This is a genomic window from Acidovorax sp. NN32, assembly GCF_057597245.1.
Genome location: NZ_CP199679.1, coordinates 3,550,001 through 3,575,000, shown reverse-complemented (window position 1 = coordinate 3,575,000; position 25,000 = coordinate 3,550,001). Strand labels below are relative to the sequence as shown.

Genomic DNA, 25,000 nt, shown 5'->3' with positions numbered 1-25,000 from the left:
ACGGAATGGAAAGTCCGGCCATAGCAGGTGATAGCCCTGTATGCGAAAACAGACGTGTGGTACTAAGCTAGAGAAAAGTAGGGCGGGACACGAGAAATCCTGTCTGAATATGGGGGGACCATCCTCCAAGGCTAAATACTCGTAATCGACCGATAGTGAACCAGTACCGTGAGGGAAAGGCGAAAAGAACCCCGGGAGGGGAGTGAAATAGATCCTGAAACCGCATGCTTACAAAAAGTAGGAGCCCGCAAGGGTGACTGCGTACCTTTTGTATAATGGGTCAGCGACTTACATTCAGTGGCAAGGTTAACCGAATAGGGAAGCCGTAGAGAAATCGAGTCCGAATAGGGCGAATCAGTCGCTGGGTGTAGACCCGAAACCAAGTGATCTATCCATGGCCAGGATGAAGGTGCCGTAACAGGTACTGGAGGTCCGAACCGACTAGTGTTGCAAAACTAGCGGATGAGCTGTGGATAGGGGTGAAAGGCTAAACAAACTTGGAAATAGCTGGTTCTCTCCGAAAACTATTTAGGTAGTGCCTCAAGTATTACCGTCGGGGGTAGAGCACTGTTTAGGCTAGGGGGTCATGGCGACTTACCAAACCTATGCAAACTCCGAATACCGACGAGTACAGCTTGGGAGACAGAGCACCGGGTGCTAACGTCCGGACTCAAGAGGGAAACAACCCAGACCGCCAGCTAAGGTCCCTAAAATTGGCTAAGTGGGAAACGAAGTGGGAAGGCTAAAACAGTCAGGATGTTGGCTTAGAAGCAGCCATCATTTAAAGAAAGCGTAATAGCTCACTGATCGAGTCGTCCTGCGCGGAAGATGTAACGGGGCTAAGCCAGTTACCGAAGCTGCGGATGTGCAATTTATTGCACGTGGTAGGAGAGCGTTCTGTAGGCCTGTGAAGGTGTCTGGTAACGGATGCTGGAGGTATCAGAAGTGCGAATGCTGACATGAGTAGCGTTAAAGGGGGTGAAAAGCCCCCTCGCCGTAAGCGCAAGGTTTTCTACGCAACGTTCATCGGCGTAGAGTGAGTCGGCCCCTAAGGCGAGGCAGAGATGCGTAGCTGATGGGAAACAGGTCAATATTCCTGTACCGATCAATAGTGCGATGTGGGGACGGAGAAGGTTAGCTCAGCCAACTGTTGGATATGTTGGTTCAAGCCTGTAGTCGTGCCTGGTAGGCAAATCCGCCGGGCTTAGATGAGGGGTGATAACGAGTCTGCTTGCAGACGAAGTGAGTGATACCCTGCTTCCAGGAAAAGCCACTAAGCTTCAGCTATTGACGACCGTACCGCAAACCGACACTGGTGCGCGAGATGAGTATTCTAAGGCGCTTGAGAGAACTCAGGAGAAGGAACTCGGCAAATTGATACCGTAACTTCGGGAGAAGGTATGCCCCAAGTAGGTGAACCTGTACAAGGCGAGCCCAACGGGGTTGCAAAAAATCGGTGGCTGCGACTGTTTAATAAAAACACAGCACTCTGCAAACACGAAAGTGGACGTATAGGGTGTGACGCCTGCCCGGTGCTGGAAGATTAAATGATGGGGTGCAAGCTCTTGATTGAAGTCCCAGTAAACGGCGGCCGTAACTATAACGGTCCTAAGGTAGCGAAATTCCTTGTCGGGTAAGTTCCGACCTGCACGAATGGCGTAACGATGGCCACACTGTCTCCTCCTGAGACTCAGCGAAGTTGAAATGTTTGTGATGATGCAATCTCCCCGCGGAAAGACGGAAAGACCCCATGAACCTTTACTGTAGCTTTGTATTGGACTTTGAACAGATCTGTGTAGGATAGGTGGGAGGCTTTGAAGTGAGGTCGCTAGATCTCATGGAGCCAACGTTGAAATACCACCCTGGTGTGTTTGAGGTTCTAACCTAGGTCCATTATCTGGATCGGGGACAGTGCATGGTAGGCAGTTTGACTGGGGCGGTCTCCTCCCAAAGCGTAACGGAGGAGTTCGAAGGTACGCTAGTTACGGTCGGACATCGTGACGATAGTGCAATGGCATAAGCGTGCTTAACTGCGAGACTGACAAGTCGAGCAGATGCGAAAGCAGGACATAGTGATCCGGTGGTTCTGTATGGAAGGGCCATCGCTCAACGGATAAAAGGTACTCTGGGGATAACAGGCTGATACCGCCCAAGAGTTCATATCGACGGCGGTGTTTGGCACCTCGATGTCGGCTCATCTCATCCTGGGGCTGTAGCCGGTCCCAAGGGTATGGCTGTTCGCCATTTAAAGAGGTACGTGAGCTGGGTTTAAAACGTCGTGAGACAGTTTGGTCCCTATCTTCCGTGGGCGCTGCAGATTTGAGGAAGCCTGCTCCTAGTACGAGAGGACCGGAGTGGACACACCTCTGGTGTATCGGTTGTCACGCCAGTGGCATTGCCGAGTAGCTAAGTGTGGAAGAGATAACCGCTGAAAGCATCTAAGCGGGAAACTCGTTTCAAGATGAGATCTGCCGGGGCCTTGAGCCCCCTAAAGAGTCGTTCAAGACCAGGACGTTGATAGGTCAGGTGTGGAAGCGCAGTAATGCGTTAAGCTAACTGATACTAATTGCTCGTGCGGCTTGACCCTATAACTTTGATAGCCAATATGCAAACCGTAAGGAATGTGTGAAAAGCTCAAAGATTGTTATGCCAAGTTGACGCAGTCAAAAAACACAAAAATCTGATTCCAAACTCTATGAATTCGCCGAGCTGTTCCTCGAACAGCCCAGCACCCAGTTATGCCTGATGACCATAGCAAGTTGGTACCACTCCTTCCCATCCCGAACAGGACAGTGAAACGACTTTGCGCCGATGATAGTGCGGGTTCCCGTGTGAAAGTAGGTCATCGTCAGGCTCTTACAGCCCAAATCGCCCTTCTGCTCAATTGAGTAGAGGGGCGTTTTGCTTTGTGACTCAAGAATTCTTTTTCCTGCCCCTTTCTATGCAGCTCCAGGATATTTTGTATTCCCAAGGTTTTGGCACCCGCCGTGTCTGTGCGGGGCTGGTTCAGCAGGGCTGGGTTTCTATACGCGGGTCATCATCTGATACTCAGGATTACGAGCCGTGCGTCGATGCGACTGCTGAGCTGGACCCAGAAGGCCTGCAGTTGCAGGTCCAAGGCATCAATTGGCCCTACCACGCTAAAGCCTATGTGCTGCTGCACAAGCCGGCGGGCACAGAGTGCTCTCAAAAACCCTCAACCTATCCCAGCATCTATACCTTGTTGCCAGCCCCTTTGCGGCAGCGGCCGACAAAAAGCGCGGTGCAAGGGGTGCAGGCCGTAGGACGGCTGGACCAAGACACCACCGGGTTGCTGTTGTTGAGCGATGACGGGCAATTCATTCACCGCATGAGTTCGCCCAAGAAGCATGTGCCCAAGGTTTATCAGGTCACTACCAAACACCCAGTCGATGAAAAACAGATATCGAGCTTGTTGGCGGGGGTGGTTCTGGACGATGACCCCAAGCCGGTCAAAGCGGCGGCTTGTGAGCAGACTGCGAGCCATCGGCTGGACCTCACCCTGACCGAAGGCAAGTACCATCAGGTCAAGCGTATGCTTGCTGCCGTCGGTAATCGTGTAGAGGGATTGCATCGGTCGCGGATCGGTGCTCTGGAGTTGCCCGCTGACCTGCCTCCTGGGGCATGGAAATGGCTCAGTCAGGAGGATCTATCCTTGCTGGCTCAGTCGTCCTGAGGGGGCTTGAACCAGATGGTGAAGCGTTACTTGGTGTGCGATCTGACTAAGCGAAGCGACCACTACATCGCTGAAAAGATTCGATGATGACGAGAGCGTGGCGGCGAATGCGCTGACTTGACGAATCCATGATGAGCCCCAGTGGTTGCCAGTCGAGTGAGGTGCTCTTTTGCTTGTCGAAATTCGTTCCACATCAAGAATGTTACGTGTTCTCCCCTAAGGTATTGGTAAGTGCACAGCTACACTTCTTGGCTGTGTTGAAAGTGGTTCTGTGAAGATTTTCTCGATTGCACGCGCGTGCGCTGTCTTGGGTGGGCTGTGGATCTCAATAGGGGGGGCACTGGCTGCCGCGCCTCCACTGTTTGTGCTGAACTCCCTCGAAGCCAATGTCAGTGTTATTGACCCGGTGACCTGGACCGAGACGGCCCGCATTCCGACGGGCAAGGAGCCGCACCATCTGTATCTCACGCCGGATGAGAAGTCGATCATTGTGGCCAATGCGTTGGGGGATACGCTGACGTTTCTGGATCCGCGCACCGCGCAGATTCAGCGCACGGTGCGGGGCATTGTGGACCCCTACCACCTGCGGTTCACACCCGATATGAAGTGGTTCATCACCGCTGCCAATCGTTTGAACCATGTGGATTTTTACCGTTGGGACGGGAAGGAGTTGACCCTCGTCCAGCGGGTGGCCACCTCCCGGACTCCCAGCCATTTGTGGATCGACAGTCGCAGCACCACGGTGTATTCCACCATGCAGGATAGCGATGAGCTGGTGGCCATCGATATCGCAACGCAGACGATCAAGTGGCGCACCAAGACGGGAGCCATGCCGGCGGACGTATATGGCAGCCCAGACGACAAGCGCCTTTTTGTGGGCCTAACCGGTAGCGACAGCGTGGAGGTATTTGACGTCTCGGGACGCGAGCCCTTGAGCATCAAGAAGATCAAGACGGGTAACGGCGCCCACGCCTTTCGTGCAGCGGGCGATGGGCGGCATCTGTATGTCAGTAACCGGGTCGCCAACTCCATCAGCAAGATCGACATGACCACCCAGCAGGTGGTCGAATCCTATCCGGTACCCGGTGGGCCAGACTGTATGGAAGTGTCGGCCGATGGCCGCTTCATCTATGTGAGTTCCCGCTGGGCGCGCAAGCTCTCTGTGGTGGATACCGAGGCCAAGAAGGTCGTGCGGCAGGTCACTGTGGGCAAGTCGCCCCATGGCGTATGGACGCTGCAACACGCGCCCCGCTGATTGGCGAAGGTGTGCGGGCGTCGGCGCATCACAGGGGAGTGTCTCTGCGATTTTGTTTTGCTATATATTTTGTAGCTGTTAGCGCTTTTATATCCAGCGCTAGTGCCCAAAAAGACTGTAAAAAACCTCTCTACCTGACCTTCGACACTGGCCATATGGCCGTGGCGCCTTTGGTCGCCGATGTTCTCGCACGCCAGCAGGTACGCGTGACGTTTTTCGCCGCCAACGAACGCACCCAGGAAGGGGATGGCAGCCTGGGCGACCACTGGGCTTCCTGGTGGCACGCTCGGGCCGCAGAGGGGCACGAATTTGCATCCCACACCTGGGACCACACCTATTGGCGCGCGGATCTGGGATCGACGCAGGCCCCTTCGTTCCGTGTTCGACCATCGGCCGGGCCGCGCGCGGGGCAGCATTTTGTGCTGACGGCCGCCGGTTATTGTGAGGAGATCGCTCGGGCCGCAGATCGCTTGAAGCACGTGACCGGCAAAATACCCTTGCCCTTGTTTCGCGCCCCAGGTGGAAAGACTTCGCCGCAGTTGCTTGCCAGTGCCCGCGCATGTGGGTACACGCATGTGGGGTGGTCACCGGCGGGATTCCTGGGCGATGAGTTGCCCAGTGAAATGGCCAGCAACACCACGTTGCTGAACAAGGCTTTGCGGGATGTGCGCAGTGGCGACATTCTGCTTGCGCACCTGGGGATCTGGTCACGCAAGGATCCCTGGGCGCCTGCCGTGCTGGAGCCGCTAATCGTTGGGCTGAAGGAGCGCGGATTCTGTTTTCGCACGCTGCGAGAGCATCCTGACTACGCGCCTTTAATGGGGCGCTGACTGCAGTGGTGGAGGCGAGGCAAATCGTGGAGGCCGTTCGGAGCAAGGGCGTGTGTGGTGAGAGATAGACGGAGCATGACGCAATGGGTTGGCTAGGCAATGGGTTTGATGCGGCTCAGCAATGGCTTTTCGAGAGCCTGTTGCAGCCGGTGATGTTCGCTGTAGGCCTGGGCAACCAGCTCGAAAGTGGCTATGAGGCCTCTGGATGGATTCTGGTGGGGCTGCTGCAGCTGGTGGTGATCGCGGCAGTGATTGGCCCATTGCAGCATTGGCGGCCGGTGGAGGCGGTGACCGACCGCGCGACGATCCGCACCGACATTCTCTACACGCTGATTCACCGGCTGGGGCTGTTTCGCCTGGGTCTCTTCCTCGCGGTGGACCCGTTGATGGATTCCATCTTTGGGGCATTGCGAGTGGCTGGCATCAGCACCTTCCAGCTTGATGGCCTCTGGCCTGGGTTCACCGACGTACCCTGGGTCAGCCTGCTGCTGTACCTGGTGGTGTTCGACTTCGTGGACTACTGGATTCACCGGGGGCAGCACCACTTTGAATGGTGGTGGCGCCTGCATTCCTTGCACCACGCGCAGCGCCAGATGACCATGTGGAGCGACAACCGCAACCATCTGCTGGATGACGTGCTGCGCGACACCATCCTGGTGGTGGTGGCGCAGCTCATCGGTGTGGCACCTGGACAGTTCATCGCTATCGTGGCCATCACGCAGCTCAGCGAGAGCTTCCAGCACGCCAATGTGCGTCTGTGGTTTGGGCGCTGGGGCGAGCGGTTGTGGATCAGTCCGCGGTTTCACCGGCTGCACCACAGCATCGGAATCGGCCATGAGACCGTCAAGCCATTGTCAGGGGAGGCTGCCGCTGCGCAGGGCTCCAGATACCGCGTGGTGCTGGGCGGGCACAACTTCGGCGTATTGCTGCCCTGGTGGGACATGCTGATGCGCACGGCCAACTTTGAATTGCGTTTTGATCCCACGGGCGTGCGCGATCAGGTGGAGCCGGGGCCAGACGGGCGCTTGCGCGACTATGGCAGGGGCTTTTGGTCGCAGCAATGGCGGGGTGTTCTGAGGCTGCTGGGCAAGGCCTGAAAGACCCTCCACGCGGTCAAGAAGGTATGCTTGTCGGCATGGGACTTTTGCTTGATTCTTTCTGGCGTGCTGCGGCCTATTGCCTCCGGCCCCGCGTCATGGCCCTGTCCGTTTTGCCGTTGCTGCTGATGGTGGGGCTGGCGTTGGGGCTGGGCTATTTTTATTGGGACGGAGCCGTGCAGGGCATGCGCGCGCTGCTGGATGCCTCTCCGCTTCTGGCCAGCTTCTGGAATTGGCTGCAAGGGTGGGGGTTGGGTGATGTCACCTCCGTCGTGGCGCCCCTCATGGTGGTTTTGGCGGTGGCTCCGGCTTTGGTGGTGGTCTCGCTGCTGGTGGTCGCGGTCCTCATGACCCCCGCATTGGTGGCGTTGGTGGCGGATCGGCGTTTCCCTGTGCTGGAGCGCAAGAAGGGTGGCTCCTTCATCGCCAGCGTGGCTTGGTCGGTCAGCTCCACCGTGCTGGCATTGATTGCCTTGGTGGTGTCGGTGCCCCTGTGGCTGGTGCCACCCCTGGTGCTCATCCTGCCCCCCTTGATCTGGGGGTGGCTGACCTACCGCGTGATGGTGTTTGATGCGCTGGCTGACCATGCCAGCAAGGAAGAGCGGCAAGAGATTTTCCGCCGCCACCGCAGCAGCCTGCTGGGAATTGGCATTCTCACCGGCTACCTCGGGGCGGCGCCCAGCATCGTGTGGGCCTCAGGCGTGGTCTTTGCTGCGGCTTTTTTCATTCTGGTGCCGCTTGCGATCTGGATCTACACCCTGGTTTTTGCGTTCTCTTCCCTCTGGTTCACCCACTATTGCCTGGCAGCCCTGGAGCGCTTGCGCGCAGAGGGCACAGGGGTAACACCCGTTGAAGTGTCTACACCGAAGGCTGCAGACGCGGGGGAGCCCGCGCATTCCGCGCTGCCGCCTGCGGCGTCGCCCACTGCTGTTCTTTCTGCCCCCCCATCTCCTGCCAACGGAAGCCCTGCACCATGATCCCATCTTTCGGTCTGATCATCGTGGGTGATGAAATCCTGTCTGGCAAGCGTGCCGACAAGCACATGCCCAAGGTCATTGAACTGCTGTCAGCGCGAGGGCTTTCGCTGACCTACGCCGACTACGTGGGCGACAACCCGGACCGCATCACGGCCACGCTGCAGCGCGCTTTTGCGTCAGGTGACGTGGTGTTTTCCTGCGGTGGCATTGGCGCAACGCCAGACGACCACACCCGCCAATGCGCCGCGCGTGCCCTGGGCCGGGACCTGGTACTACACCCCGACGCTGAGGCTCTGATCCGCGAGCGCATGCAGGACGTGGCCCAGGAGCAGGGTGTGACGTATGAGCCGGACCGTCCCGACAACGTGCACCGGCTCAACATGGGGGTGTTTCCGGCAGGTGCCCACATCATTCCCAACCCTTACAACAAGATCCCCGGGTTCAGCTGCGAGGGCGGTCGTGGAGGGGCCGTGCATTTTGTTCCTGGATTCCCTGTCATGGCCTGGCCGATGATCGAGTGGGTGCTGGACCAGCACTACGCAGCGTTGTTCAACCGCACGCCACAGACCGAGCAGTCGGTGGTGGTCTATGGGGCCATGGAAGCGGCTTTGACGCCCCTCATGGAGCGCATCGAAAAAACGCACCCGAACGTTCGGGTGTTCAGTTTGCCCAGCGTGGATCATCCACAATACGGGCGGCATATTGAACTGGGTGTCAAAGGTCCTGCTCCCCTCGTTCCCGCTGCATGGCAGGACCTGAAACGGGGGTTGCACGAGTTTGGTGCAAATTGTGGCCCTGAATTGGTGCGCAGCTTGTGATGCCCTGTGTTGATAGTAGGTTTGCACTAAATTGGTGCGGTTCGGCGGGTGCTCCCTCGGCCTGCAGTCCTTAGTGCTCCTTCATAGTGCGGCGGCTGCACCCAGCTGGCACGCAAACTGCTTTTATTTCGGTAAATTCCTTTTTTCAACAAGCGCTTTATCCAGGAGAACCTGATGGCCAAGACCGTTGCAGACGTGATGAAGATGGTGAAGGAGAACGAAGTCAAGTTCGTTGACTTCCGTTTCACCGATACCCGTGGCAAGGAACAGCACGTGACAGTGCCTGTGTCCCACTTCGACGAAGACAAGTTCACGTCCGGCCATGCATTTGATGGCTCCTCGGTAGCCGGCTGGAAGGGCATTGAAGCCTCGGACATGCAACTCATGCCCGACCCCAGCACCGCCAACATCGACCCCTTCTTTGAAGAAACCACACTGTTCCTGCAGTGCGATGTGATCGAACCCGGTGACGGCAAGGCCTACGACCGCGATCCACGTTCCATCGCCAAGCGCGCTGAAGCCTACCTCAAGGCTTCCGGCCTGGGCGACACGGCGTTCTTCGGCCCAGAGCCAGAATTCTTCATCTTCGACGGCGTGCGTTGGTCCAACGAACCCGGCAAGGTCATGTTCGAGATCGAAGAGTACGAAGCCCCCTGGAACTCGGGCGCCAAGCTCGAAGGTGGCAACCGTGGCCACCGTCCCACCGTCAAGGGCGGCTACTTCCCAGTGCCTCCCGTCGACAGCACGCAAGACATGCGCGCTGAGATGTCCCTGATCCTCGAATCCCTGGGCATCCCGGTCGAAGTGTTCCACCACGAAGTGGCGGGCGCTGGCCAGAACGAAATCGGTACGCGTTTCAGCACGCTGGTCGAGCGCGCCGACTGGACGCAGGTCCTGAAGTACGTGGTTTGGAACGTGGCCAACGCCTACGGCAAGACCGCCACCTTCATGCCCAAGCCCTATGCTGGCGACAACGGCTCGGGCATGCACGTGCACCAGTCCATCTGGAAGGACGGCAAGAACCTGTTCGCAGGCGATGGCTATGCTGGCCTGAGCGACTTTGCGCTGTACTACATCGGCGGCATCATCAAGCACGCACGTGCCCTGAACGCCATCACCAACCCCGGCACCAACTCCTACAAGCGCCTGGTGCCTGGCTTTGAAGCCCCTGTGAAGCTGGCCTACTCGGCCCGCAACCGCTCGGCCTCGATCCGCATTCCTTACGTGGCCAACCCCAAGGGCCGCCGCATCGAAGCGCGTTTCCCCGATCCATCGGCCAATCCTTACCTGTGCTTCTCGGCACTGATGATGGCGGGTCTGGATGGCGTGGAAAACAAGATCCATCCCGGCGAAGCCGCCACGAAGGATCTGTACCATCTGCCACCCGAGGAAGACAAGCTGGTGCCCACCGTGTGCCACAGCCTGGACCAAGCGCTCGAGTATCTGGACAAGGACCGTGGTTTCCTTACCAAGGGTGGCGTCTTTACCGACTCCATGCTGGATGCCTACATCGAACTCAAGATGGGCGAAGTCACGCGTTTCCGCATGGCGCCTCACCCTGTCGAGTACGACATGTACTACTCCCTGTAATCGCCTGCCTGCAGGTCATTACCCTCAAAAAGGCGGCCCCGGCCGCCTTTTTTTATTGCGCTCAAGGATCGGGTTTCGCTGAAACGGAACCACTGGCTGGCCCGTTGCATCCTTGTACAAAGCCCTGTGCGGGGCTGCTGGTGTTGGATTGGCGATGTGTGGCGATTGGGGGATACTCCCCGAACCCCTGCATGGCAGTGCGAGGAAACCGAATGAAGAAAACGCTCATCACCCTGTTACTGATCGCCGCGACGGCTCCCGCCGCATGGGCGCAAGACCGCATCTACCGTTGCGGCAACGAATACACCAACAACGCCCAGCAGGCCAAGGAGCGCGGCTGCAAGCTGGTTGAGGGAGGCAACGTCACCGTGGTCCAGGGCACCCGACCTGCAGGCGCCGCAACGGCAGCGCCAGCGACGGGAACCGGGGCTGGTGCGGGCACAGCTCCCGCCGCATCTCCCCCGTCTGCACCCCGTGTCGCCACCAACGACCAGAAGGCCCGCGATGCCGATGCCCGTGCCATCCTCGAATCCGAGTTGCGCAAGGCCGAGGCGCGCCATGCCGAGCTGGTGAAGGAATACAACGGTGGCGCGCCGGAGCGCAACGCGCTCGACCTGCGCAACCCGCAGCGCTACATGGAGCGCACGGCAGAACTTAAGGCCAGCGTCGCCCGCAGCGAAAGCGATATCGCAGGCATCAAGCGCGAAATCGCCCGTCTTCCGGCCAACTGAATCTCTTTCCCTCGTTTGGCACGCGTGTGAGTTCCTCACTCTTCACAGAAGCCCCTTCCTCCGACACGGGGCGCTTTCATTCGCTGGACCTGATGTCCACCCTGGTGGCGGTGCTGCGCGCCGATGGCGCCGTGCAATTCGCCAATGCAGCGCTGGAGAACGCGCTCGGCCTCTCGCGCCGCACCCTGGAGGGGGTGGACTTCTCCACCTTCTTCACCGACCCCGCCTTGCTACAGACCGCATTGGCGGGCGCGCGGGGCAAGGACTTCGCGGCCCTGCGGTATGAAGCCAGCCTCAAGCGCCAGCACCAGGACCCGGTGCCCGTGCATGTGAGTGTGGCCGATGCCGAGCAGGTCGGCGAAATCCTGGTGGAGCTGTGGCCGCTGGAGCAGCAGGCCCGCCAGGACCGCGAGGAGCGCCTGCTGGACCAGGCCCAGGCCAACAAGGAGTTGATCCGCAACCTGGCCCACGAGATCAAGAACCCGCTGGGCGGGATTCGCGGCGCTGCGCAACTGCTGGAGATGGAGCTTGAAAGCCGCGAGCTGACCGAGTACACCCAGGTCATCATCCACGAGGCCGACCGCTTGCAAAGCCTGGTAGATCGGCTGCTGGCACCCCATCGCCATCCCCACCTGGTGGGTGACGTCAATATTCATGAGGTGTGCGAGCGCGTGCGGTCTCTGGTGCTGGTGGAGTACCCCCAGGGCCTCAAGGTGCTGCGCGACTACGACACCTCGATCCCTGAGTTCCGGGGCGACCGCGCCCAGCTCATCCAGGCGCTGCTGAACATCGTGCAGAACGCAGCCCAGGCGCTGACCGAGCGCATCGCAGAGGGTGAGGCGACGATCACACTGCGCACCCGTGTTGCGAGACAAGTAACGTTTGGTCGCCAGCGCTATCGGCTGGCACTGGAATTGCATGTCATCGACAACGGACCGGGCGTGCCCGACGCGATCAAGGAGCGGATTTTTTACCCTCTGGTGTCGGGTCGGGACGGCGGGTCAGGGCTGGGGCTCACGTTGGCGCAAACCTTCGTGCAACGCCACCACGGGTTGATCGAATGCGACAGCGCGCCGGGTCGCACCGACTTCCGTATCCTGATTCCCTTGCCTTAAAAAAACGCATGACGGTCCCTGACACGCAACTACAGGGAAGGTAAGAAAAACATATGAAGCCGATCTGGATAGTAGATGACGACCCCTCGATCCGCTTCGTCCTCGAAAAGGCGCTGGCCCGCGAGAACCTGCCTACGCGCAGCTTCACGCACCCCCGCGAAGTGCTGGACGCGCTGGCTGACATCACCCCCGGCGACCCGGCGCGGCAGGGCCCTCAGGTCCTGGTGAGCGACATTCGCATGCCTGGCGGCTCCGGCCTGCAGCTGCTGGAAAAAGTGCGCGAACTGCAGCCAGGCCTGCCCGTCATCATCATGACGGCGTACTCCGACCTGGACAGCGCCGTGTCGGCCTTCCAGCGCGGCGCGTTCGAGTACCTGCCCAAGCCATTTGACCTGCCCAAGGCGGTGGAGCTCATCCGCCGCGCGGTCGAAGAAAGCCAGCGCGAGGAAGTGACCGAAGAGCGCCAGGCCGAAGCCCCGGAGATGCTCGGCCAGGCACCCGCCATGCAGGACGTGTTCCGCGCCATCGGCCGCTTGAGCCAAAGCCAGGTCACTGTGCTCATCACCGGCGAATCGGGCTCGGGCAAGGAGCTCGTGGCACGCGCGCTGCACAAGCACTCGCCGGTCGCAGACGGACCTTTTGTCGCCATCAACACGGCGGCCATCCCCAAGGACCTGCTCGAATCTGAACTCTTCGGCCACGAGCGCGGCGCCTTCACCGGCGCACAGACGCAGCGGCGCGGCCGCTTCGAGCAGGCCGAGGGCGGCACGCTGTTCCTCGATGAAATCGGCGACATGCCGTTCGACCTTCAGACGCGCCTGCTGCGTGTGCTTTCAGACGGCCAGTTCTACCGTGTGGGCGGCCATGCGGCCGTGAAGGCCCATGTGCGCGTGATCGCTGCCACCCACCAGGACCTGGAGCGGCGCGTGAAGGAGGGGGGCTTCCGCGAAGACTTGTTCCACCGCCTCAACGTCATCCGCCTGCGCCTGCCCGCGCTGCGCGAGCGGCACGAGGACGTGCCCGTGCTCACTCGCCATTTCCTGCAGCAAAGCGCGCGGCAACTGGGCGTGGAGCCCAAGCGCATTGCCGACTCGGCCATCGCACGGCTGGAGCAGTTCGCCTTTCCGGGCAATGTGCGCCAGCTGGAGAACATCTGCCACTGGCTCACGGTGATGGCGCCCGCCCAGGTCATCTCGCTGCAGGATCTGCCGCCCGAAGTGCTGGAAGCGCCCCTTTACCAACCCGCTCCCCGACCCGGCAGTGATCCGTCTGCGACGGTAGCTGCCGTGCACGCCGTTGCTGCCCCAATGCCAACCCCTGCGCCAGCGGTGGAGCTGGTGGGAGGGCTGCCACAACCTGCCACTGTCGCCACGCAGCCCCTGGTGGGCGGTCTTGCGGCCTCTGCCACCCCGGCGCTGGGCGCTACGCCCCACTGGCCCGCCGAGGCGCAGATGGCGACGGGTTCGGGCGGCATAGCTGCCACCGTTGGCACTGCGGCGACCTGGGAGCAGGCGCTGGAGACCGAGGCGCAGAAGCTGCTTGCGGGCGGCCAGCCCGAAGTGTGGGACGCCCTTACGCGGCGGTTCGAATCGCGCCTGATCCGCACCGCGCTCACGGCCACCCATGGGCGCCGCATGGAAGCCGCGCAGCGCCTGGGCATTGGTCGCAACACCATCACACGCAAGATCCAGGAGCTGGGCCTGGATGCGCCCGATGAGGCATAAAAATAGCCTCTAGCGCTTGATGGTAAAGCGTTAAATGCTATAAATTTTGTAGTGCTTGAAGTGGGTCTGTTTTGGCGGATGCCGGGGCAGGCACACCTCCCAATGTCCTACAAGCAGGCCCTCCTTGGGCCGACCCAGCCCTCCGGGAGTGACTTCAACAATGAAGGCACTGTCAACCAACCGGAGAGCTTCTATGTCGGATTTCAACGATGCCAACCGTGACCCTTTGACCAATGAACCGGGTTCCCATCCCGTCGGAACCGGGGTCGGTGCTGCCCTGGGCGGCGCCGCTGCGGGTGCCGCAGCAGGCGCCTTTGGCGGCCCGGTCGGCGCAGCCATTGGCGGCGTGGCCGGTGCGGTAGCCGGCGGCCTGGCGGGCAAGGCTGCCGCCGAGGCGGTCAACCCCACCGAGGAAGATGCCTACTGGCGCGAAAGCTTCCACCGCGAGCCGTATTACGTGGGTGGTCGCACCTACGAACAGTACCGCCCTGCCTACGAACTGGGCTGGTCGTCGGTGGGCCGCTATGAAGGCGATTTTGAGGCGGTGGAACCCCGCCTGGCCGATGACTGGCGGGCGCGCCATTCGGACGGCCTGGCCTGGACGGATGCCCGCCCCGCCGCCCGCGCCGCCTGGGAACGGGTCTCGCGCTCCAGCCTGAACGACGACCGCCCCATGGATGTCGTGGACAACGAAGACGTGGTGGATGTGCTCAACGACCTGCTGGAGTCGTCCCGCGATGGCGAATACGGCTTCACCGCCTGCGCCGAGCATGCCGACTCTGCCCAGCTCAAGAGCGTGTTCCAGCGCCATGCGCGCGAATGTGCGGCCGCCGCTGTCGAACTGGAGCACGAGGTACGTCGCCTGGGGGGCGAGCCTGCTTCGGGCGGCACCGTGGCTGGCGCGCTGCACCGCGGCTGGGTGTCCGTGAAATCCGCCCTGTCGGTGCACGACGACAAAGCCGTGCTGCAGGAATGCGAACGCGGCGAGGACGCTGCCGTGGCCCGTTACCGCAAGGCCCTGAAGGCCGCCCTGCCGCTGGATGTGCGGGCCCTGGTAGAGCGCCAGTCGCAGGGCGCGCAGCGCAACCACGATGAAGTTCGTGGCCTGCGCGACACGTTCGCCAACAGCTGATCGGGCACAGTTCGCGCGCTGGGGTTCCGTTCAGGGGCTCACTTCGCGTCGCAAGTCATAGGCCATAGGCCATAGGCCATAGGCCATAGGCCATAGGGATTTTTGGGCGCAGCTTTCTTGCGCGCCGATTCCCCAATAACAAAAGGCTGCAAGGATTCTCCTTGCAGCCTTTTGTGCATGCCGGGCTTCCAGCTTGTTGCCGCACGGCCTGCGTCGCCAAGGGTTGTTATGCCATGGTGAGCACCACCGGCGCGTGGTCGCTGGGTTGTGGGTTCTTGCGGGGGGCGCGGTCTACCGTGCAGGCGGTCACACTCGCACGCAGTGCATCGCTCACCAGAATATGGTCAATGCGCAGCCCCCGGTTCTTCTGAAACCCGAGCATGCGGTAGTCCCACCATGAGTAGCTTTTCTCGGGCTGCTCGAACATGCGGAAAGTGTCTGTCAGGCCCAGGGCAATCAGGTCCTGGAAATGCTGACGCTCTTCCACCGTGTGGTGGATGGTGTCCTTGAGGCCCACCGGGTCGAACGAATCGCGGTCTTCGGGCGCTACGTTGAAGTCACCCAGCAGCGCCAGGCGCGGGTGTGCCAGCAGCTCTTCACGCAGCCAGCGGTGCAGCGCCGCAAGCCACAGCATCTTGTAGGCAAACTTCTCCGATCCCGGGGCCTGGCCGTTCACGAAGTAGCAGTTCACCAGGCGCAGTTCCCCGTCGGGCGTTTCCAGCGTGGCGGCAATGACGCGGGCCTGCTCGTCCGTGTGCCCGGGGATGTTGCGCACCACGTCGCGCATGGCGTGGCGGCTCAGGATAGCGACGCCGTTGTAGGTCTTCTGGCCAAAGGTCACGGCCTCATAGCCCGCCTCCTTGAACGCGTCGTGCGGAAACTTGTCGTCAGTGAGCTTGAGCTCTTGCAGGCACAGCGCATCGACCGGGTTGGCCGCGAGCCAGGCCAGCACCTGGGGCAGGCGGACGGTGAGGGAGTTGACATTCCAGGTGGCGATTTGCATGTTTTTGGCCTCCAGCGCTTGATGGATGAGCGCTAAGTGCTATCAATTGAAGAGCTTTGCGTTCCGGCGCCGTGTCAACCTGCGCGCACGTAGGTCACAAAGCTGTAGGGCAGCCCCTTGGTGCTGACGTGGCGGCTGCGTGCGGATTCTGTCCACGGCGCACCTAGCGTGGGCGCGTAGGCATCCCCGTCGAAATCCTGGTCGATCTCGGTCACTTCCAGGCGGTCGGCCAGGGGCAGGGCCTCGGCGTAGATCTGCGCGCCGCCTATCACCCACACCGTCTGATCGGCAGGTGCCTGCTGCAGCGCATCCTGCAGGCTGGTGGCGCGCACGGCGCCCTCGGCCTGCCAGTCGCCCTGGCGCGTGACCACGATGTTGGTGCGGCCGGGCAGGGGGCGAAAACGCGGGGGCAATGAGTCCCAGGTCTTGCGGCCCATGATGACGGCGCAGCCCTGCGTGAGTTGCTTGAAGTGCGCCATGTCCTCCGGGATGTGCCATGGGATGGTGTTGTCCTTGCCAATGACGCCGTTGGCGGCGCGGGCGTAGATGAGGTGCAGGGGCATGGTGGGGCTTCCTTGTTTCAGATATGCAAGGCGGCGAGGGCGCCCACGCCCAGGCCCACGGCAGCCACGCCGTACATGCCGTACTCCAGCCATTTTTTCTTGGTCAGCAACGCAATGGCGGCCAGGGCGATCGCCACCTGCAGCGCCGTGGTGGCCTGTGCCCAGCGGTGGTGCTGGTGCATCTGGGCCTCGCTCTTGCGGTCGAACTCATGGGCGTCGGCTTCGAGTTTTTCGGCCACCACCTTGATCTCGTTTTTCTCGGCCTCGTAGCGCTCCACCTTGGTCTGGTAGCCCGCCTTGCGGTCATCGGGCGCCAGGTCGCGGGCCAGCTCGGCCAGGGATTGCTTGGTGCTCTTGGACTGGAAGTAATTCCACTGGTTGGATGCTTCGGTCTTCTTGATGGCTGCGTCGTTCTTGAGCAGGCCGGCATTGGCTTGCGTGGCGCCGCCCATGTAGGCAAAGATAGCACCCACCGTGGCCACGATGGCGGTGAACATGGCGATCTTGTTCATCGACGAGTTGCTGTCGGTGCCATGCGTTGCAGCGTGGTCGCCGTGGGTGGCATGCTCCACCGCGTGGTCGTGGGGGCCGTGTACGTGAAATCCGCCGGAAGACATGGATAAAAGCTCGTGGTGTTGGGTGGAAGCGGGCAAGGCGCTGTTGACTCTGCCCTTGGGACTCAAGAGGTATGGGGTACCAAAGAGGGCCGTCGGCTGATCAAACGGCCACAGGGGCCTTGATGGCGGGGTGGCACTGGTAGTCCAGCACTTCAAAGTCTTCGTACTCGTAGTCAAAGATGCTGTCGGGCTTGCGTTTGATGTTCAAGACCGGGTAGGGGTAGGGCGTGCGCGCCAGCTGGGTCTGCACCTGCTCGTGGTGGTTGCTGTAGATGTGGCAGTCGCCGCCGGTCCAGATGAAGTCGCCCACGTCCAGGTCGCACTGCTGGGCCACCATGTGGGTCAGCAGTGCATAGCTGGCGATGTTGAACGGCACTCCGAGGAAGATGTCTGCGCTGCGCTGGTACAGCTGGCAGCTCAGCGTGCCGCGCCCTCCGGGCTCTTGTGCCGGGGCCACGTAGAACTGGAAGAACGCGTGGCAGGGCATGAGCGCCATCTTGTGCAGCTCGGCCACGTTCCAGGCGCTCACGATGATGCGGCGCGAGTCGGGATTCGTTTTGAGCGTATTGATCACGTCGCTGATCTGGTCGATGTGGCCGCCGTCCGGCGTGGGCCAGCTGCGCCATTGCACGCCGTACACCGGGCCCAGGTCGCCGTCCTCTCGCGCCCATTCGTCCCAGATGGTCACGCCGCGCTCCTTGAGCCAGTTGTTGTTGCTCGACCCCGTGAGGAACCACAGCAACTCCTGGATGATGGATTTGAGGTGCACCTTCTTCGTGGTGACCAGCGGGAAGCCTTCTTTCAAATCAAACCGCATCTGATGACCGAACACGCTGGTGGTGCCGGTGCCGGTGCGGTCGGATTTGTGCACCCCATGGGTGAACACGTGGCGCATGAAGTCTTCGTATTGTGAGCGGACGGGGCGGGCGTGTTCTGTCATGGCGGTTGGAAGGCGAAAGACGCGATTTTAGGGGGGCGGCTGCCGGCTGGAACCGGCTAAGCTCGCAGACCTTTTCGCCCAGCTGCCCTTTCTAGAAAGAAGCCCCCGATCATGCGCCCTGTCTCTCCAGCCCCTTTGTCACGCGCCGTGCTGGCCGCTCTTGCGTTGGCGGTGCTGCTGCCGGGTTGCGTGGGTACGGTACCCACCGCGCCCACGGCGCCGCGCAAGGTCGCGCGTCCTGTGCCCAACGACGTACCTGCCGCGCCCGCCAATCCCTGGGGGAACCTGCAAACCCAGGTAGGCAACTATCCGGTCGGGGGCTCAGACTTCCTGCGTGCCGGCCCGCTGGCCGAGCGGCTGCGTGGTCTGCTCGGTCTCGCCAACTACAACGTGCTGCTGGACAACCTGCAGGTGAGTGGGCCGCTGCGGCAAGACGGCTCCATGCTCTACATCACCGGCAACCGGCCGGACGCAGGCGACACGGCGGCCGCCGCCATCGTGATCCACGCCGCCACCGACACGGTACGCGTATGGCTGCTGACCGGCGGGGAGGAATGGGACGTGCAGGACCTGGGGACCCCGAAGACCCTGCCGGCCCACGTTGCCACGATGATGGAAAACGCGCGGCGCTGAGCGCGCAGCCGACCTGCCCGCGTGGTGGCGTGCCCAGGATCTGGGCGGGAATGTGTTTCTATAATCGAGAATCATTCTCAAAAAGGCCGTCACGCCATGTCTGCCGCTCATCCCCTGCACGCGCTCTACAGCCACCACCACGGATGGCTGCAGTCCTGGCTGCGCCGGCGGCTCGGCTGTGCCGACGATGCGGCCGACCTGGCGCAGGACACCTTCGTGCGCCTGCTGGCACGGCCGACCGCCATCGCCCCCGACGCGATGCGCGAGCCGCGCGCCTACCTGACCACGGTGGCACGCGGGCTGCTGGTGGACTTCTGGCGCCGGGGTGAACTGGAGCGCGCCTACCTGGCAGACCTGGCCCTGCAGCCCGAGGTGCTGCAGCCTTCCCCCGAAGAGCGTCTGGCCGCCGTGCAGATGCTCCACGCGGTCGATGCATTGCTGCAGGCCCTGACGCCCAAGACGCGCGCAGCGTGGCTCATGAACCGGCTCGATGGCCTCACGCATGCAGAGATTGCCGAGCGACTGCAGGTGTCGGTGCCCCGCGTGCGCCAATACCTGGCCAACGCCATGCGCCACGCCTACCACCTGCGTTTTGGCGGCGCGGCGTGAGCAGTGCGGGTTGGACCACGGGCGGCCCACCTGGCGGTGCAGGCGACGACCACCCCGTGCCGCCTGCCGTGCTGGAGGCCGCCATCGGCTGGCAACTGCGCCAGGGAGAGGGCGCCATCTCGCCGGCGGACGCCCAAGCCCTGGCCGACTGGGTGGCCGCACACCCCGACCATGCCCGCGCCTGGCGCCAGCTGGGCGACATCGACCATCACTTGGCCCGAGCCGCCGCAGGTCCCGGAGCCCGCGCAGCGTTGCTGCTGCCACCGCGCCAGCGCCGTCCTGCCCGTGTGGCGGGCACCGTGCTGGGCCTGGCATTGGTGGTGGCCTGCGGCGCGCTGGTGCTGGACCGCTACCAGCCCGTGGGTCAACTGCTGGCCGACCACCGCACCGCCACCGGCGAGCGTCGCACCATCGTGCTGCCCGACCAGACCGTGCTGCACCTGAACACCCGCAGTGCCGTGGATGTCGTGTTCAGCCAAGACCAGCGCGCCATCTACCTGCGCGCGGGCGAGGTGGCCGTGGAAACCAGCCATGCCGACCCGGCCGAGCGGCGCCCGTTCGTCGTGCTGACCGAGGACGGCAGCCTGCGCGCTCTGGGCACCCGCTTCACCGTGCGCCGCTGGCCACAGGCGCACACCGCTGGCAGCGATGGGGCGCAGGGCAGCGGCGCGCCCGCCACCGAGGTTGCCGTCACCCAGTCGGCCGTTGCGGCCCGCCCGGCGAACTGTGCGGCAGCAGCGTCCGAGCCGTGCGCTGCCGAGCGCATCGTGTCGGCCGGGCAGGGCGCACGGCTGGAGGGCGGGCGGGTGGACCCGTGGGTGGCCCCACCCGATGCCGACGCCTGGAAGGACGGCATGCTGGTCGTGAACAACCAACCCTTGGGCGAGGTGGTGGCCATGCTGGCGCGGCACCGGGTCGGCCACCTGGGTGTCGACCCCCGTGTGGCCGGGTTGCGCGTGACGGGCACGCTGCCCCTGGCGGACACCGACCAGGCCCTGTTGGCTCTGACTGCGGCCGTGCCGGTGGAGGTGGTCTGGACCACGCGCTGGTGGGTCACGCTCAAGCCGCGTGCTGCGCCCTGAGGATGAAAATGTGAAGAAAATCGGCCGCTACCGCTTGATGGGTAAGCGCTGGAAGCTATCAAAAAATGAGTGACTTGGTGCGGCTGATCGACGGTTTCATTCAGTTCAACCCAGATCCACCAGCCGAAGGAGATCGACCCAGATCGCCGCTGCCAGCTGGCACCCCATCCACCAACGATGCCGGCCCGAAAAAGAAATTGCCCCGGCCCCCTCTCACTTTTCCACACCCGTTCGGCAATCAGACAGAGACCGTGCATCGGCACGGTTGCCCCTCTTTTCTGACGTGACCCGTTTCGGAGCCTGACCCATGTCCTCTGCTGTTCTCCCCTTCCCGCTGAACCCCTGCGCCGCGGCGCTGCTGCTCGCGCTGGCGGCCTCTGCGGTGGCTGCACAGCCAGCCACGGCAGAGACCCCCGCGACCACGGCCAGCGCTGCGGCGGTGCGTGACTACGACCTGCCCGCCGGGCCATTGGGGGCGGCCCTCAACCGCATCGCGCGCGACGCAGGCCTGGCCCTCACCGCCGATGCGCAGTTGTTGGAAGGCCGCAACGCGGCGCCCGTGCGGGGCCGCTTCGATGCACCCGAGGCACTGCGCCGCGCGCTGGCGGGTTCGGGGCTGGAGCTGCGGCAGGCCACGGGCGGCGTCTTCACGCTGCGTGAGGCATCGCGCCCCGCAGCGCAGGCACCCCGGCTCAGCGATGCCGCCACCCTGGGCGCCGTCACCGTGACGGCCAGCGCCGAGTCAGCGCCCGGCGATTTGCTGCCCGCCTATGCCGGCGGCCAGGTCGCCATGGGCAGCCGGGTCGGCCTGCTGGGTCAGCAGAGCCTGATGGACACGCCGTTTCACATCACCAGCTACACGGCCGAACTCATGCAGGACCAGCAGGCGATCACCGTGGCCGATGTGCTGGCCAACGACCCGTCCGTGCGCACGGTGTCCTACAGCCTGACGAACGCTGCTGCGGGGGGCGACATCTTTCTGATCCGCGGCTTCTCGGTGCAGGACTCCGTGCTGTTCGACGGCATCGGCGGCATCGCCACCAACCGTGCCGTCACGGTCGAAGCGGCCGAGCGCGTCGAGGTGCTCAAGGGCCCCAACGCGCTGCTCAACGGCATGGCGCCTGGGGCGGGCGGCGCGGTGGGCGGCGCCATCAACCTGGTGCCCAAGCGGGCGGGCGACGTGCCGCTGACCCGCCTGACTACCACTTACCTGTCCAAGGGCAACCTGGGCGGCCACCTGGACGTGGGCCGCCGGTTTGGTGACGACCACCAGTGGGGTGTGCGCTTCAACGGCGTCTACCGTGACGGGAAGACCGCCACCCAGGGCCAGTCCGTCGAGCTGGGGGCTGCGGCGCTGGCCGTGGACTACCGGGGCAGCCAGTTGCGGGCCTCGGTAGATGCCGGCCACCAGACGATGAACAACGAAGCGCCGCAAGGCGCCGCGGGCTTTGGCATCGACGACGCCATCGCCATCCCCAGGCCGCCCCGTGCCAGCCATCGCATCGCGCAGGACTGGGAGTTCGCCAGGTCGCAGAGCAACTACCTGTTGGCCAAAACCGAGTATGACCTCACCCCGGACTGGACGCTCTCTGCGGCGGCCGGTGGTAGCCACACGCGGTCTCGCTACCTCGCCACCGACGTGTTCGTGACCAGCGTGCAGGGTGATGCGCAGGCCACCACGTACTTCTGGCCCAACTGGACGAACTACCGCACCGTGCAAGGCGGCCTGCAGGGCACGGTGCGCGCCGGCGAGCTCACGCACCGCATCCACCTGCATGCGTCGTACCTGAAGAAGGACAGCGGCTTCACGGCGCAGTACTACGGCTTCGACAGCTTCGCCACGAACATGTATGCACCCGCGGCCACAGCGCGTCCGTCCATCGACGGTTTCTCATCGCGGCCGCCACAGACCGATTCCTTGCAGTTGCCGTCTGTGGCGCTGGCCGACACCGTCTCGCTGTGGCAAGACCGCCTGTCCGTCACCCTGGGTGCCCGCTTCCAGCGCGTTAAGGTCGTCAAGTACGACACCACCACCGGGGCAGGCAGCACCGCGTACGACGAGCACGCGGTAACGCCGGCGCTGGCGGCGGTGTTCAAGCTACAGCCGCACGTATCGCTCTACGGCAATTACATCGAAGGGCTGGTCCAGGGCGATTCAGCGCCACTGGGCACCACCAATGCCGGACAGGTGTTTCCGCCGGTCCGGACGAAACAACGCGAGGTGGGAGTGAAGGCCGATTGGGGCCGCTTCAGCACCACGGCGAGCCTGTTCCACATCCAGAAGCCGAGCGGGCTGGTGGCGTCCAACGGCGATGGCACGTTCACCTACCAGGTCGGTGCAGAGCAGCGCAACCGCGGCGTTGAACTCAATGTCTTCGGCGAGGTGGCCCGGGGCACGCGCCTTTTGGGCGGCGTGACCTTCAACGATGCCCGGCTGACCAAAACCGAAGGCGGCACCTACAACGGCAACGCCGCACCCAATGTGTCGCGCTGGCAGCTCAACCTGGGCAGCGACCACGATGTGGCTGCCGTTCCAGGACTGACGCTGTCGGCCCGCATGATCTCCAGCAGCGCGCAGCATGTGGACGCCGCCAACCTGCGGCGCATTCCGGGCTGGACGCGCTGGGACATCGGTGCCCGCTACAAGACCCAGGCGTGGAGCCGGCCGCTGGTGCTGCGCGCGGGCGTGGACAACCTGTTCAACCGCAACTACTGGTCCAGCGGCTCCGGCAACTGGCTGTATGTGGGAAGTCCTCGCACGGTGACTCTCTCTGCCACGGTGGATTTCTGACGGGGAGCAGTGCTGCCGTGGGCGGACGGACAAATGGATGGAGGAGGGGGTAGTGGTGTCTTCCCCGGTGGGCCTTGGTGCACGAAATATGGATTAAATTGGCCTCTACCGCTTGATAGATAAGCGCCAAAAGCTATTGATTTGATAGTGATTTGGGGCATCCGCGACTAACCGTGCTGGGGGTCCGGCCCCTCTCTTCCTGGTCGGTTAGATACCCTGTTGACACCTCTAGGTATAAATCCTGAGTATCTGGTGCAAATTAGTATTTGTGGAGGCATCTGGAGTACCAATCGAGCATTGCAGCATCGGTATCGTTCAGTTCGTCAATGCCGTATGCCTGCACTGGCGTTGAACGGTCGATCCCATACCAATTACGAAGGAGACATTCCGATGCCACATTCCCCCCGTGTTTTTGCTCCTCAGCGCCTCGCCCTGGCCGCTGCATTGGCCCTGTCGCTGTGCGGCGCCGCCAGCGCGCAGACCGAGCTGGTCATTGCCACCGTGAACAACGGCCACATGATCGAGATGCAAAAGCTCAGCAAAAACTTCGAGCAGGCCAACCCCGACATCAAGCTCAAGTGGGTCACGCTGGAAGAAGGCGTGCTGCGCCAGCGCGTGACCACCGACATCGCCACCAAGGGCGGCCAGTTCGACGTGATGACGATCGGCATGTACGAGGCGCCCATCTGGGGCAAGAAGGGCTGGCTGCAGGAGCTGAAAACCGACGCTGCGTACGACGTGGACGACCTGCTGCCCGCCGTGCGAAACGGCCTGTCCATCGACGGCAAGCTGTTCGCTGCGCCGTTCTACGGCGAAAGCTCGATGCTCATGTACCGCAAGGACCTGGCCGACAAGGCGGGCGTGCAGGTTCCCGAGCGTCCCACCTGGCCGCAGATCAAGGACCTGGCCGCCAAGATGCACGACCCCAAGAACGGGGTGTACGGCATCTGCCTGCGCGGCAAGCCGGGCTGGGGTGACAACATGGCCTTCCTGACCACGCTGGTCAACACCTTCGGCGGCCAGTGGTTCGACATGCAGTGGAAGCCGCAGCTCGAGTCCAAGCCCTGGAAGGACGCGATCAACTTCTACGTGGACCTGCTCAAGAACTACGGCCCGCCCGGCTCTGCCGCCAACAGCTTCAACGAGATCCTGGCGCTGACCAACTCGGGCAAGTGCGGCATGTGGGTGGACGCGACCATTGCGGCATCGTTCGTGGCGGACCCCAAGCAGTCCAAGGTGGCCGACCAGATGGCCTTTGCCCAGGCGCCCACCATGAACACGCCCAAGGGCGCCAACTGGTTGTGGTCGTGGAATCTGGCCATTCCCGCAGGTTCGAAGAAGGTGGATGCTGCGCAGAAGTTCATCACCTGGTCCACCAGCAAGGACTACATCCAGCTGGTGGCCAAGACCAACGGCTGGGCCAACGTGCCCACCGGCACGCGCAAGAGCACCTACGCCTCGCCGGAATTCCAGAAGGCCGCGCGTTTTGCCGCCGCAGAGAAGACCGCCATCGACTCGGCCAACCCCACGGATTCGACCTTGCCCAAGAGCCCGTATGTGGGCGTGCAGTTCGCGGCCATTCCTGAGTTCCAGGCCATCGGCATCGCGGTGGGTCAGCAGATGAGCGCGGCACTGGCGGGCAAGACGACGGTGGACGCCGCGCTCAAGGCCAGCCAGGTGGCGGCAGACCGCGAAATGAAGAAGGCCGGCTACTACAAATAGGCAAGCACCCATTGGGCTACTGCGCGGCCCGATCTGGGGGCGGTGTTCCTCGCCGTACGGGAGTACGACTGCGGTAC

20 protein-coding genes and 2 rRNA genes (1 of these 22 only partly in view) are annotated in these 25,000 nt (G+C 62.5%); 18 read left to right on the top strand and 4 right to left on the bottom strand.

The window, feature by feature from the left end:
• The 13 genes from ACT89O_RS16510 to ACT89O_RS16450 form a co-directional block, all read left to right on the top strand.
• Window positions 1–2,587 (top strand): 23S ribosomal RNA (locus ACT89O_RS16510) (it extends 292 nt beyond the left edge of the window).
• Between the two features lie 154 nt (window positions 2,588–2,741).
• Window positions 2,742–2,854: ribosomal RNA gene (gene rrf / locus ACT89O_RS16505) — 5S ribosomal RNA — on the top strand.
• An 87-nt stretch (window positions 2,855–2,941) separates the two neighbouring features.
• A complete protein-coding gene (locus tag ACT89O_RS16500; protein WP_487262872.1) occupies window positions 2,942–3,694 on the top strand; it encodes a 16S rRNA pseudouridine(516) synthase in 753 nt (250 codons plus the stop codon).
• Between the two features lie 271 nt (window positions 3,695–3,965).
• Window positions 3,966–4,949: a YncE family protein gene (locus ACT89O_RS16495; RefSeq protein WP_487260612.1), complete on the top strand. Its 984-nt coding sequence runs from the start codon at window positions 3,966–3,968 to the stop codon at window positions 4,947–4,949.
• Window positions 4,922–5,779, top strand: a complete 858-nt coding sequence (locus ACT89O_RS16490; protein WP_487260611.1) for a polysaccharide deacetylase family protein — start codon at window positions 4,922–4,924, stop codon at window positions 5,777–5,779. Before ACT89O_RS16495 ends, ACT89O_RS16490 begins: the two co-directional genes overlap by 28 nt.
• An 83-nt stretch (window positions 5,780–5,862) precedes the next feature.
• Window positions 5,863–6,876 (top strand): sterol desaturase family protein, encoded by a 1,014-nt coding sequence (locus tag ACT89O_RS16485; RefSeq protein ID WP_487260610.1) that lies wholly within the window; start codon window positions 5,863–5,865, stop codon window positions 6,874–6,876.
• A gap of 38 nt (window positions 6,877–6,914) precedes the next feature.
• Window positions 6,915–7,853: an EI24 domain-containing protein gene (locus ACT89O_RS16480; protein ID WP_228897709.1), complete on the top strand. Its 939-nt coding sequence runs from the start codon at window positions 6,915–6,917 to the stop codon at window positions 7,851–7,853.
• Window positions 7,850–8,671, top strand: coding sequence for a competence/damage-inducible protein A (locus ACT89O_RS16475; protein ID WP_436131273.1), 822 nt, complete (start codon window positions 7,850–7,852; stop codon window positions 8,669–8,671). Before ACT89O_RS16480 ends, ACT89O_RS16475 begins: the two co-directional genes overlap by 4 nt.
• A 174-nt stretch (window positions 8,672–8,845) precedes the next feature.
• A complete protein-coding gene (gene glnA / locus ACT89O_RS16470) occupies window positions 8,846–10,261 on the top strand; it encodes a type I glutamate--ammonia ligase (protein WP_121420585.1) in 1,416 nt (471 codons plus the stop codon).
• 212 nt (window positions 10,262–10,473) lie between these two features.
• Entirely contained in the window at window positions 10,474–10,992 is a 519-nt protein-coding gene (locus ACT89O_RS16465) for a hypothetical protein (protein WP_218300363.1), read from the top strand.
• A 92-nt stretch (window positions 10,993–11,084) separates the two neighbouring features.
• Window positions 11,085–12,107, top strand: a complete 1,023-nt coding sequence (gene glnL / locus ACT89O_RS16460) for a nitrogen regulation protein NR(II) (protein WP_121508642.1) — start codon at window positions 11,085–11,087, stop codon at window positions 12,105–12,107.
• 53 nt (window positions 12,108–12,160) lie between these two features.
• A complete protein-coding gene (ntrC, locus tag ACT89O_RS16455) occupies window positions 12,161–13,831 on the top strand; it encodes a nitrogen regulation protein NR(I) (protein WP_487260609.1) in 1,671 nt (556 codons plus the stop codon).
• A 193-nt stretch (window positions 13,832–14,024) separates the two neighbouring features.
• Window positions 14,025–14,963, top strand: coding sequence for a ferritin-like domain-containing protein (locus tag ACT89O_RS16450; protein ID WP_487260608.1), 939 nt, complete (start codon window positions 14,025–14,027; stop codon window positions 14,961–14,963).
• A 226-nt stretch (window positions 14,964–15,189) separates the two neighbouring features.
• Here ACT89O_RS16450 and xth read toward each other — a convergent pair whose 3' ends face one another.
• The 4 genes from xth to ACT89O_RS16430 all read right to left on the bottom strand — a co-directional run bounded on the left by xth (window position 15,190) and on the right by ACT89O_RS16430 (window position 18,086).
• Complete coding sequence (gene xth / locus ACT89O_RS16445; RefSeq protein WP_487260607.1) at window positions 15,190–15,966, bottom strand: exodeoxyribonuclease III; 777 nt, start codon at window positions 15,964–15,966, stop codon at window positions 15,190–15,192.
• 74 nt (window positions 15,967–16,040) lie between these two features.
• Complete coding sequence (locus ACT89O_RS16440; RefSeq protein WP_487260606.1) at window positions 16,041–16,529, bottom strand: dihydrofolate reductase; 489 nt, start codon at window positions 16,527–16,529, stop codon at window positions 16,041–16,043.
• 17 nt (window positions 16,530–16,546) lie between these two features.
• On the bottom strand, window positions 16,547–17,146 hold the full coding sequence (locus ACT89O_RS16435) for a DUF4337 domain-containing protein (RefSeq protein ID WP_218300360.1): 600 nt from the start codon (window positions 17,144–17,146) through the stop codon (window positions 16,547–16,549).
• A gap of 100 nt (window positions 17,147–17,246) precedes the next feature.
• Complete coding sequence (locus ACT89O_RS16430) at window positions 17,247–18,086, bottom strand: thymidylate synthase (RefSeq protein WP_487260605.1); 840 nt, start codon at window positions 18,084–18,086, stop codon at window positions 17,247–17,249.
• Between the two features lie 111 nt (window positions 18,087–18,197).
• Between ACT89O_RS16430 and ACT89O_RS16425 the strand changes: the two genes are divergently transcribed.
• From ACT89O_RS16425 to ACT89O_RS16405, 5 genes are all read left to right on the top strand, one after another.
• Window positions 18,198–18,719: an Ivy family c-type lysozyme inhibitor gene (locus ACT89O_RS16425; RefSeq protein WP_176886432.1), complete on the top strand. Its 522-nt coding sequence runs from the start codon at window positions 18,198–18,200 to the stop codon at window positions 18,717–18,719.
• 96 nt (window positions 18,720–18,815) lie between these two features.
• Window positions 18,816–19,328: a sigma-70 family RNA polymerase sigma factor gene (locus ACT89O_RS16420; RefSeq protein WP_487260604.1), complete on the top strand. Its 513-nt coding sequence runs from the start codon at window positions 18,816–18,818 to the stop codon at window positions 19,326–19,328.
• A complete protein-coding gene (locus tag ACT89O_RS16415; protein WP_487260603.1) occupies window positions 19,325–20,410 on the top strand; it encodes a FecR domain-containing protein in 1,086 nt (361 codons plus the stop codon). Before ACT89O_RS16420 ends, ACT89O_RS16415 begins: the two co-directional genes overlap by 4 nt.
• A 307-nt stretch (window positions 20,411–20,717) precedes the next feature.
• Entirely contained in the window at window positions 20,718–23,201 is a 2,484-nt protein-coding gene (locus tag ACT89O_RS16410; RefSeq protein ID WP_487260602.1) for a TonB-dependent siderophore receptor, read from the top strand.
• 390 nt (window positions 23,202–23,591) lie between these two features.
• Window positions 23,592–24,923: an ABC transporter substrate-binding protein gene (locus ACT89O_RS16405; protein ID WP_487260601.1), complete on the top strand. Its 1,332-nt coding sequence runs from the start codon at window positions 23,592–23,594 to the stop codon at window positions 24,921–24,923.
• Window positions 24,924–25,000 lie beyond the last annotated feature (77 nt).

Excerpts from the sequence above, each read along its gene's own strand:
- ACT89O_RS16420 (WP_487260604.1), top strand. The coding sequence starts at position 18,816 with ATGTCTGCCGCTCATCCCCTGCACGCGCTCTACAGCCACCACCACGGA.
- glnL (WP_121508642.1), top strand. The coding sequence starts at position 11,085 with ATGTCCACCCTGGTGGCGGTGCTGCGCGCCGATGGCGCCGTGCAATTC.
- ACT89O_RS16405 (WP_487260601.1), top strand. The coding sequence starts at position 23,592 with ATGCCACATTCCCCCCGTGTTTTTGCTCCTCAGCGCCTCGCCCTGGCC.
- glnA (WP_121420585.1), top strand. The coding sequence starts at position 8,846 with ATGGCCAAGACCGTTGCAGACGTGATGAAGATGGTGAAGGAGAACGAA.
- ACT89O_RS16490 (WP_487260611.1), top strand. The coding sequence starts at position 4,922 with ATGGACGCTGCAACACGCGCCCCGCTGATTGGCGAAGGTGTGCGGGCG.
- ACT89O_RS16475 (WP_436131273.1), top strand. The coding sequence starts at position 7,850 with ATGATCCCATCTTTCGGTCTGATCATCGTGGGTGATGAAATCCTGTCT.
- ACT89O_RS16435 (WP_218300360.1), bottom strand. The coding sequence starts at position 17,146 with ATGTCTTCCGGCGGATTTCACGTACACGGCCCCCACGACCACGCGGTG.
- ACT89O_RS16440 (WP_487260606.1), bottom strand. The coding sequence starts at position 16,529 with ATGCCCCTGCACCTCATCTACGCCCGCGCCGCCAACGGCGTCATTGGC.
- ACT89O_RS16425 (WP_176886432.1), top strand. The coding sequence starts at position 18,198 with ATGCGCCCTGTCTCTCCAGCCCCTTTGTCACGCGCCGTGCTGGCCGCT.
- ACT89O_RS16430 (WP_487260605.1), bottom strand. The coding sequence starts at position 18,086 with ATGACAGAACACGCCCGCCCCGTCCGCTCACAATACGAAGACTTCATG.
- ntrC (WP_487260609.1), top strand. The coding sequence starts at position 12,161 with ATGAAGCCGATCTGGATAGTAGATGACGACCCCTCGATCCGCTTCGTC.
- ACT89O_RS16480 (WP_228897709.1), top strand. The coding sequence starts at position 6,915 with ATGGGACTTTTGCTTGATTCTTTCTGGCGTGCTGCGGCCTATTGCCTC.
- ACT89O_RS16500 (WP_487262872.1), top strand. The coding sequence starts at position 2,942 with ATGCAGCTCCAGGATATTTTGTATTCCCAAGGTTTTGGCACCCGCCGT.
- ACT89O_RS16450 (WP_487260608.1), top strand. The coding sequence starts at position 14,025 with ATGTCGGATTTCAACGATGCCAACCGTGACCCTTTGACCAATGAACCG.
- xth (WP_487260607.1), bottom strand. The coding sequence starts at position 15,966 with ATGCAAATCGCCACCTGGAATGTCAACTCCCTCACCGTCCGCCTGCCC.
- ACT89O_RS16465 (WP_218300363.1), top strand. The coding sequence starts at position 10,474 with ATGAAGAAAACGCTCATCACCCTGTTACTGATCGCCGCGACGGCTCCC.
- ACT89O_RS16485 (WP_487260610.1), top strand. The coding sequence starts at position 5,863 with ATGGGTTGGCTAGGCAATGGGTTTGATGCGGCTCAGCAATGGCTTTTC.
- ACT89O_RS16410 (WP_487260602.1), top strand. The coding sequence starts at position 20,718 with ATGTCCTCTGCTGTTCTCCCCTTCCCGCTGAACCCCTGCGCCGCGGCG.